This is a genomic window from Micromonospora sp. NPDC051196 (assembly GCF_040682415.1).
GTDB lineage: Bacteria > Actinomycetota > Actinomycetes > Mycobacteriales > Micromonosporaceae > Micromonospora.
Genome location: NZ_JBFBAY010000009.1, coordinates 288,999 through 296,605, shown reverse-complemented (window position 1 = coordinate 296,605; position 7,607 = coordinate 288,999). Strand labels below are relative to the sequence as shown.

8 protein-coding genes are annotated in these 7,607 nt (G+C 73.3%); 4 read left to right on the top strand and 4 right to left on the bottom strand.

All coding sequences use genetic code 11. The features are described 5' to 3' along the window. Nucleotides 1–111: 111 nt before the first annotated feature. The 4 genes from AB0M35_RS19425 to AB0M35_RS19410 all read right to left on the bottom strand — a co-directional run bounded on the left by AB0M35_RS19425 (nucleotide 112) and on the right by AB0M35_RS19410 (nucleotide 3,750). Nucleotides 112–270 carry a hypothetical protein gene (locus AB0M35_RS19425; RefSeq protein ID WP_363746935.1) on the bottom strand — a complete coding sequence of 53 codons (159 nt, stop codon included), beginning with the start codon at nucleotides 268–270 and terminating at the stop codon, nucleotides 112–114. A gap of 103 nt (nucleotides 271–373) precedes the next feature. Next, complete coding sequence (locus tag AB0M35_RS19420; RefSeq protein ID WP_363746934.1) at nucleotides 374–1,189, bottom strand: hypothetical protein; 816 nt, start codon at nucleotides 1,187–1,189, stop codon at nucleotides 374–376. Next, nucleotides 1,186–2,202 carry a DUF916 domain-containing protein gene (locus tag AB0M35_RS19415; protein WP_363746933.1) on the bottom strand — a complete coding sequence of 339 codons (1,017 nt, stop codon included), beginning with the start codon at nucleotides 2,200–2,202 and terminating at the stop codon, nucleotides 1,186–1,188. The genes AB0M35_RS19420 and AB0M35_RS19415 overlap by 4 nt, the downstream gene beginning before the upstream one ends. Nucleotides 2,203–2,235: 33 nt before the next feature. After that, the gene (locus tag AB0M35_RS19410) at nucleotides 2,236–3,750 is read right to left on the bottom strand and encodes an HtaA domain-containing protein (RefSeq protein ID WP_363746932.1); all 1,515 of its coding nucleotides are present in this window, start codon (nucleotides 3,748–3,750) and stop codon (nucleotides 2,236–2,238) included. Between the two features lie 135 nt (nucleotides 3,751–3,885). Here AB0M35_RS19410 and AB0M35_RS19405 point away from each other — a divergent pair, with 135 nt between their 5' ends. Genes AB0M35_RS19405 through AB0M35_RS19390 form a run of 4 tightly spaced genes read left to right on the top strand, consistent with a single transcriptional unit; the run spans nucleotide 3,886 to nucleotide 7,584 of the window. Next, on the top strand, nucleotides 3,886–4,755 hold the full coding sequence (locus AB0M35_RS19405; protein ID WP_363746931.1) for a hypothetical protein: 870 nt from the start codon (nucleotides 3,886–3,888) through the stop codon (nucleotides 4,753–4,755). Then, the gene (locus AB0M35_RS19400) at nucleotides 4,752–5,765 is read left to right on the top strand and encodes an ABC transporter substrate-binding protein (protein WP_363746930.1); all 1,014 of its coding nucleotides are present in this window, start codon (nucleotides 4,752–4,754) and stop codon (nucleotides 5,763–5,765) included. Before AB0M35_RS19405 ends, AB0M35_RS19400 begins: the two co-directional genes overlap by 4 nt. Next, entirely contained in the window at nucleotides 5,762–6,790 is a 1,029-nt protein-coding gene (locus AB0M35_RS19395; protein ID WP_363746929.1) for an iron ABC transporter permease, read from the top strand. Before AB0M35_RS19400 ends, AB0M35_RS19395 begins: the two co-directional genes overlap by 4 nt. Further along, nucleotides 6,787–7,584 (top strand): heme ABC transporter ATP-binding protein, encoded by a 798-nt coding sequence (locus AB0M35_RS19390; protein WP_363746928.1) that lies wholly within the window; start codon nucleotides 6,787–6,789, stop codon nucleotides 7,582–7,584. The genes AB0M35_RS19395 and AB0M35_RS19390 overlap by 4 nt, the downstream gene beginning before the upstream one ends. The last annotated feature ends 23 nt before the right edge of the window (nucleotides 7,585–7,607 follow it).

Here is a 7,607-nt window from a genome sequence, read left to right as displayed (position 1 = left end):
GGGGGGTGCGGCGGGGGGCGGCCGCCACTCCCGGCCGCGCGGCAGCGCGGGGACCGCCACGGGCCGGCGACGACCCCGGCGTCCCGCCGGAGCCGACGCCGGCCGTCAGGCTCAGCGCCTGCTCTGGTGTTTGGCCATCTGGGGCTGCTCGCCCTTACCGACCCGGCGCAGCGCGTCGCGCAGCTGGTCCTCGGTCATCTTCGAGTTGCCCTCGATGCCCGCCTGGTGGGCCTGCTGTCGCAGTTCGTGCAGCTGTTCGCGGTTACCCATGTCGACCTCCCATGTGTCGGTGGCGCCAGCCGGTGGCCCGACGGCGGGCCACCGGCTGTTTTCCCGCAGCGAGGCGTGGAAAACCGCCCGTCCGGTCGCGGTCTCATGAGACGTGCGGGTGCGGCCCGCGACCTCGGCGCAACGCGACCGCCGCCAGCGCGATCGTCACAAGACCGAGGATTCCGGCCAGCCCCCAGGGCTGGTGGTCGGTGCTCGCCGTCACCCGGCTCGTCGCCCCGGCGGTGACGATTTCGCCGTGGATCTGGTAGTCGCCGACGGCGAGGGCCGGCAGGGTGACCGGAACCCGGATCTCCCGTTCCTCCCCGACGGCGAATTCGTCCGGTTCGGGTGGGGTGACGAAGCCGGTCGGATCCGGGCCTCGGCCGACACTGAACGACCAGGCCACCGTCGCCGGCGCGGACTGCTCGTTGCGCAGTCGCAGCACGAGCGTACGCCGGGCGGGCGCACCGAAGTAGGCGGTCCAACTGTCGGCGCGCTCCAGGTGCGCCGCGATGACGGTCGGAGGTCGGGTGGCCGCCTGCCGGGCGGTGTCACCGGCCGGTGGAAGTGCTCCGGTGACGGCCAGCGGCGCGGTGGCCGACAGCCGGGTGTCCAGGGTGGTCACCCGTACCTGGCAGGGACAGCCGCCGGGCGGCACCGCGACGGCCAGCGGCGCCCCACCGCCGCCGCTGGCGGGCAGGTGGATCTGAGCTGAACTGTCCACCGCGCAGCGGGCCGGCGTGTCCGCGCCACACAGCTCGATGAGGACCGTCCCGCCGGGCCAGCCGGTGAGCCGGACCAGCACCTGTTCCCCCGGCTTCGCCTCGGCCCGGTCCACGCTCACCCGGGGGCCGGGTTCCGGGGCGCCGGTCAACGCCAGGGCCGCGACCAGGGCGAGCGCGTACGTCGGGAGCCTCACGTGTGGGCCGTCGGCGGCTGTCGGCGGCGGGCCGCCCGTAGCCGGATGACCAGCAGCCAGCCGACGCCGGTGAGCAGGACGCCGGTCCAGACCCACGGTATCGCCCAGGTGCCGGCGCTACGGGTCACCGTGGGCAGGAGCCGGTCGGGGGTGGCCGGGTCGACGACCACGGAGGCGGACAGCCAGCCGGCGGGTACCACGCCGTTGATCTGTTCGGTGATGGTGATCGCCGCGCCGGGCAGCAGTTCGGGCACGTCGACGGGTTCGGTACGAGCCAACCGGAGCCCGAACGGGGCTTCCAGGCGTACCTGGGTGGTGCCGGTCAGCCGGGTGTTGCCGGTGTTGCGCAACCGGTAGCTGACCACGACCGGGCCGGTGCCGAACGGGTTGAGCGGGTTGTCGTAGCCGATCCGCATCGCCTCGACCTGGAGGCCGGGCCGGACCGGACCGGCCACCCGCAGGTAGATCCGGGCGGCGACCCGCCGGTCCAGGTTGACCCGTCCCCCGTTGCCGGCGGACTGGACCTGGGCGATCGAGGCGACCACACCGCCGGCGTGGTCGCCGGGGGTGGCGTTGGCCGGCACGGTGAGCTGGAACGGCACGATCACCTGTTCCCCGGCGGGCACCCGGTAGGTCCGTTCGGCGAAGGTGGTCCAGGCACCCACGTCGGTGGCCGGGCGGCTGGCCGGTTGCAGGGCGAAACCGCCGTCGGTGGTGGTGAACGCGTCGGCGCCGTACACGGCGAAGGTCATCGCACGCTTGCTCAGGTTGGTGATGGCGACCCGGTCCTCGATGCGCTGGCCGGGTTCGGCGTCGTAGACGAAGTAGCTGCGCCCGGTGGGCCCGGACGGGCCGGAGGGCTGGACCGCCCAGGTGAAGCCGGTGGCGCTCGGCGTCGGGGTGGGTGCCGGTGCGGCGGCCAGGGCGACGGACGGGCCGCCGGTCAGGACGGCGGCGAGCACGGTGAGGACCGCGGTCGCGGCGACCAGGTGCGGAGAAGGGCACCTCGTCATCGATCTGCGCACAACAAGATGCCCTTCCACGCGTCAGGACAGGGTCAGGGTGAGGGTGGCGGTGTAGTCGCCCGGCGCGGTGGCGGCCGGGACCCCGAGGCCCAGGTCGGCACCACACTGGAAGCTGCCGGCGCTGGCCCCGGCCGGGGAGGCGCACAGCGTACGGGCGCTGCCCAGACCGGCACCGGGGGTCGCCTGGGCACCCGGGTTGACCACGCCGGCGGCGCCCACCAGTGCGTCGGCGAGCACGGACGCGCTCGGCGTCCAGCCGAGGTTGTCGGCCGCGATGGTGCCACCGAGCGCGCTGGTGAACTCCTCCACCTGACCGACGACGTTCCAACCGGCGTTGGTGCCGCGCAGGTCGCTGACCGTCACCGCGTTGAGTGCGCCGTTGGCGACGGCGCCGGGGTGCACGGCGGACAGCGCGACGCTGCCGCCCGAGGAGGTCAGCGTCAGCGGGCCGGACTGGAGCACCTGGGCGGTGATCTCCTGCTCGGCGCCGCTCGGGCCACCCGTACCGCCGAAGGTGATCGGGGTGAAGGTGTCCTGGCTGCGATCGTTGGAGGCGTGCGCCGCGAAGGTCATCACGTAGCACTGGATCGCGGTGCAGTCCACGCTGTTGCCGTTGCCGTCGGTGTAGGTCGGCACCAGGTCCAGAGTGGTGGTGAAGCTGCCGTCGGCGGGCAGCCGCACCTGAGCGGCGGACGAGGAGGCGTTCTTGTGCACCCACTTGACCGGCTTGTAGGGACGCGAGTTCGTCCAGTAGTTCTCGCCCTTGGGTCCGAAGGCGAGGTAGAAGCCGACGCCGCCGTTGGCGTCCGGGTCGAACCCGGTGCCGGTGACGGTGACGGTGGCCCCCTCGGGGTCGAGGGCGGCGGACGGGTTCACCGTGACCGATGGGGCGGCGGGGCCCCCGCCGGAGCCGGTGGTGACGGTGAACGATGCCGGATCGAGCACGGTGCCGGCGGTGAAGAAGCCGGAGAACGCGGTGGCCCCGGTCTCGGTGAGCGTGGTGGTGAGGTTGCTCCAGGAGACCGTGCTGCCGGACACCGTCGGGCCGGCCGTGGTGGTGCCGAGGGTGGCGATGGCCGCCTGCTCGATCCGCACCGGCTCGAAGCCGCCACCGCTGGCCTGTAGGTCGACGTCGGCGAGCAGCGAGCCACCGGCACCGTCGAGGACCACGGTCGGGTTGGCCAGGGTGATGGTGAAGAAGTGCGCGGGGTACGAGAACACCACGGTGCCGCCGTAGTTGACCGTGGTCGCTCCGGTGGCGCCGTCGTACGTGCCGCCGGTGACCGGGAACTTGAAGGTGCCGTCGGTGTTGCGGGTCGCACCGTCGGTGACCGCGATCGGCGGGTTGCCGTTGCCGGTCGACACGTACGCGCGGAACGAACTCTTGAAGCCCCAGTCGAGGCTTCCCCCGGTCACGTCGGCGGGCGCCGCCGTCGCGGGGGCGACCGCGGCCAGTGAGGCGGCGGCGCCGAGCACGGCAGCCGTCACCCACCGGTACGACCGTCGGCGAACGCCGCCGGGTCTGGGTACGGACATATGTCTTCCTCTCAGAAGGGGAATGGCTGGCTTAGGTTAGGCTCTCCTAACTTTTTCGAAAATCCTCCGAACACCCTCTTGCATCACAGGCAAGATCGACTTAGGTTAGCCTAACCATACATACGGAGGTTAGTCATGCCTGCCCGCCTAGCCGCTGCCCTGGTCGGCGCGATGCTGCTGGCCCTCGGCACCCTCGCGGCCAGCCCCGCGCACGCGGACACGGTTGGTCGAGGCCCCAACGGTCAGCGGCTCTCCGTCAGCAAGACGAGCGGAATCCCGCTCGGCGGTACCACCGTCACCGTCTCCGGTTCCGGCTACGACATCACCAAGGGCGTCTACATCGCGTACTGCGTCGACAACGGCGCGAGCGTGCCGCCCTCCCCCTGCGGCGGCGGCGTCGACACCAGCGGTTCGACCGGTGCCTCGCACTGGATCTCCTCCAACCCACCCTCGTACGCCGAAGGGCTGGCCGTCCCGTACGCGGCGGGTGGATCGTTCACCGTTCAGGTGAAGATCACCGCACGGATCGGCGACGTGGACTGCACCACCGGCCGCTGCGTGGTGGCCAGTCGCGCCGACCACACCCGCGCCTCGGACCGGTCCCAGGACGTCAAGGTGCCCGTCACCTTCGCCGGCCCGACCGCCCCTGCTGCCGCCCCGGCATCGACCGCCCCGGGCGCGCCCGCGTCCGCCGCGCCCACGAGGACGTCCGGCCCGGCGGCACCGGCCCCCACCGGCTCGGCACCGGCCGCCGTCGCCCCCTCGGCCGGCGCCCCCGGGGCCACCGTCGCCGCCGGCGGTGAGGGCGGTGAGGGCGGTGACGGCGGTGACGGCGCTACCGGCACGGCACCGGCCGCCGGCACCGAGGAGTCGGTGCTCACCACACAGGTCAGCGACAGCACCGGCACCGGCCGCTGGTTCACGGCCGCCCTGGCAGGACTCGCCGCGCTGCTGGTCGTCATCGTGGCCCTGCGGATGCGCGGCCGACGCCGGGAACAGCGATGAGACCGAGACACCTGCTCACGCTGCTGACGCTGCCCGCACTGCTCGGCCTCGCCGCCTGCACACCGGCCACCTCGACGGCGGCCCCGGCGACCGGCTGCGGACCGGCCACGGCCGTGGTCACCGACGCCGACATCGAGCCGGTCGGCGCCGATCCCGGCAGCACCCTGCCGGCCACGGTCACCTCGGCCGACGGGACCAGCGTGACGGTCACCGACGCCAGTCGCATCCTCCCGGTGAACCTCTACGGTTCGATCGCCGAGATCGTGTTCAGCCTCGGGCTCGGCGACCGGGTGATCGGCCGGGACACCTCCACCACCTTCCCCGCCGCCGGTGACCTGCCCGTGGTCACCCCGGCCGGGCACGACCTGTCCACCGAAGCCATCCTGCGACTCAACCCCAGCGTCGTACTCGCCGACGACAGCATCGGCCCGCCCGAAGTGCTCGCCCAGCTGCGCCGCGCCGGCATCCCGGTGGTACTCGTCGACGACGAGCAGAGTCTCGCCGCCATCGGCCGAAACATCCGGGCCATCGCTGCGGCCCTCGGTGTGCCGGAGGCCGGGGAACGGCTGGTGGCCCGGGTGGAGAGTGAGATCGCCGCCGCCCGTCGGGCCGCCCCGCCGGACACCGCACCACTGCGCATCGCGTTCCTGTACGTCCGTGGCACCGCCGGGGTCTACCTGATCGGCGGTAAGGGCGCCGGATCCGACGAGATGGTCCGGGCCATCGGCGCCACCGACGCCGGCACCGAGATCGGGTTGTCCAACTTCCGCCCGCTGACCAGCGAAGGACTGATCAACGCGGCACCCGACGTCATCCTGGTGATGACCGAAGGGCTGGAGTCGGTCAAGGGCGTCGACGGGCTCCTCTCCCTGCCCGGCGTGGCCCAGACCCCGGCCGGTCAGCACCGCCGCATCGTGGACATGGACGACGGGCTGCTGCTCTCCTTCGGCGCGCGTACCGGTCGGACCATCCAGGCGTTGGCCGATGCGGTCTACGGATCATGCGGGTGAGACGGGCCGGCCTCGTCGCGGGTCTCGCGGTCGCCCTGCTGCTGCTCTGCCTCGTCGCCGCCGGCACCGGGCAGGTCCGGGTCCCCCCGGCGGAGGTACTCGGCTCGATCCTGCACCGCCTCGGCCTCGACCTCGGACCGACGCCGAGCGCCACGCACGGCGAGAGTGCCCTCTGGGTGGTGCGCTTTCCCCGGGTCCTGCTCGCCGTGATCGTCGGGGCCGCGCTGGGCTGCGCCGGCGCGCTGATGCAGGGCATCTTCGGCAACCCCCTGGCCGAACCCGGCGTCATCGGCGTCTCCTCCGGCGCGGCGGTCGGCGCGGCCACGGTCATCGTCACCGGGGTCGCCACGTTCGGCGGCTGGACCGTGGCGGCCGGCGCGTTCCTGGGCGGTCTGGCGGCCACCGGCCTGGTCTACTCGATGTCGCGGGTCGGCGGGCGGACCGAGGTGGTCACCCTGGTGCTGACCGGCATCGCGGTCAACGCGGTGGCCGGCGCGCTGATCGGCCTGCTGATGTTCTTCGGTGACGCGGACGCCGTCCGGGCCATCGCGTTCTGGCAGCTCGGCAGCCTGGCGCAGGCGAACTGGTCGGCGGTCGCGATCACCGCCCCGTGCGCGGCGGTCGGCATCGCGATCGCCGTCGCCGCCGCACGCCGTCTCGACCTGCTCGCCCTCGGCGACCGGTCGGCCCGGCACCTCGGTGTCCACGTCGAACGCCTGCGGTTGGGAATGATCGCGGTGACCGCCCTGCTCGGCGCCGCCGCCGTGGCCTTCACCGGCGTGATCTCCTTCGTCGGCCTGGTGGTGCCGCACCTGGTCCGGATGGTCGCCGGCCCGGGCCATCGACTGTTGCTGCCGGCCAGCGCCCTGGGCGGGGCCATCGTGGTGGTCGCCGGGGACCTGGCCGCCCGCACTCTGATCGACTACCAGGAACTGCCGCTGGGTGTGCTGACCGCCGTGGTGGGCGGACCGTGCTTCTTCTGGCTGCTGCGCAGGACCCGGGCCCGAGCGGGAGGTTGGGGATGAAGTGGACCGACGTCGATCCCGAACGGGTCGGCCTGCACGTCGAGGGACTGTGCATCCGGCGCGACGCGCGGCCGATCCTGTCCGACGTGTCCATCGCGGTGCGCCCCGGCGAGCTCCTGGCGTTGGTCGGTCCCAACGGCGCCGGCAAGAGCACCCTGCTCGCCGCGATCTGCGGCGACCTGGCTCCCGCCGCCGGCACCGTCGAGGTCGCCGGCCGGCCGCTGGCCCGTTGGGCGCCGGTCGAGTTGGCCCGGCTGCGCGCCATGCTGCCGCAGCGCGCCGTCATGTCGTTCCCGTTCACCGTCGCCGAGGTCGTCGCGATGGGGCGTGCCCCGTGGGCCGGTACCCGGTACGCCGGGCAGGACGACGAGGCGGTGGCCGAGGCGTTGCGGCTGACCGGGATGCAGGAGTTCGCCGGGCGGGTGTTCTCCGCGCTCTCCGGTGGCGAACAGGCCCGTGCGGCGCTGGCCCGGGTGCTCGCCCAGCGCACCCCGATGCTCCTGCTGGACGAGCCGACCGCCGCGCTGGATCTGCATCACCAGGAGTTGGTGCTCCGGCTGGCCCGCGATCGGGCCCGGCAGGGTGGCAGCGTCGTGATCGTGCTGCACGACCTGGGCCTGGCGGCGGCGTACGCGGACCGGATCGCGTTGCTGGCCGGTGGCCGGCTGGTCACCGACGGGCCGCCGGTCGCGGTGCTCACCGCCGACCGGCTCAGTGAGGTCTACCAGCACGAGGTCGAGGTGCTGCCGCACCCGCACACCGGTGTCCCGCTCGTGCTACCAGTACGCCCCTGACCAGCCGGGCTGGTCAGGGGCGC